The sequence below is a fragment of the Streptococcus sp. IMAU 99161 genome, from assembly GCF_014435245.1.
Taxonomy (GTDB): domain Bacteria; phylum Bacillota; class Bacilli; order Lactobacillales; family Streptococcaceae; genus Streptococcus; species Streptococcus lactarius.
In genome coordinates this window covers 1-615 of the sequence record NZ_JAAPAW010000030.1, presented here as the reverse complement: position 1 = coordinate 615, position 615 = coordinate 1, and the positions used below count along the sequence as shown (strand labels likewise).

The window sequence follows — 615 nt, the reverse complement described above, 5'->3', positions numbered from 1 at the left end:
CGTCCATCTAGGATAGCTACGATCTTTCTGGAATCAAAATCCTGTGCAATAAAGCTCATCTTTCCTTTCTTGAAGCTGTACTCATCCCAGCTCATGTGTTCTGGAAGGTAGTTAAGGTCAGTCTTAAATTTGAATTTATGTAACTGACGAATGACTGTCGAAGTAGAGACAGATAAACTTTCGGCTATAGTCGTCATAGGGAGTTTCTCAATCAATTTTTGAGTGATTTTCTGTTTGACGATGGTTGCGATCTGGTGATTCTTCTTGACTAAGGAAGTCTCTGAAACAGCCATTTTTCCACAGTCTTTACAGCGGAAACGACGTTTTCTCAATCGAATGAGAGTCTTGAAGCCTGCACATTCGAGGTAGGGGATTTTAGATTCTTTTTGAAAGTCATATTTAGCCATTTGTCCCTGACAGTTGTGACATTTAGGGGCAGGATAATCGAGCTTAGCAATGACTTCTTTATGCGTACCAGCATCAAGATAATCTAAGATAATAATATTTTTGTCTTTAATTCCAAGTATGTTTGTGATAGAATTTAATTGTTCCATAAGATTCTTTCTAATGAGGGTTTGGTCACTTTTTCATTATAGGTCTTATGGAGCTTTTTTT

At 37.2% G+C, this 615-nt stretch carries 1 protein-coding gene; it reads right to left on the bottom strand.

Annotated elements, in window-relative coordinates; translation table 11 throughout:
• On the bottom strand, positions 1 to 554 hold a 554-nt coding region (locus HA044_RS09390), incomplete at its 3' end, for a transposase family protein (RefSeq protein ID WP_187540923.1).
• Positions 555 to 615 lie beyond the last annotated feature (61 nt).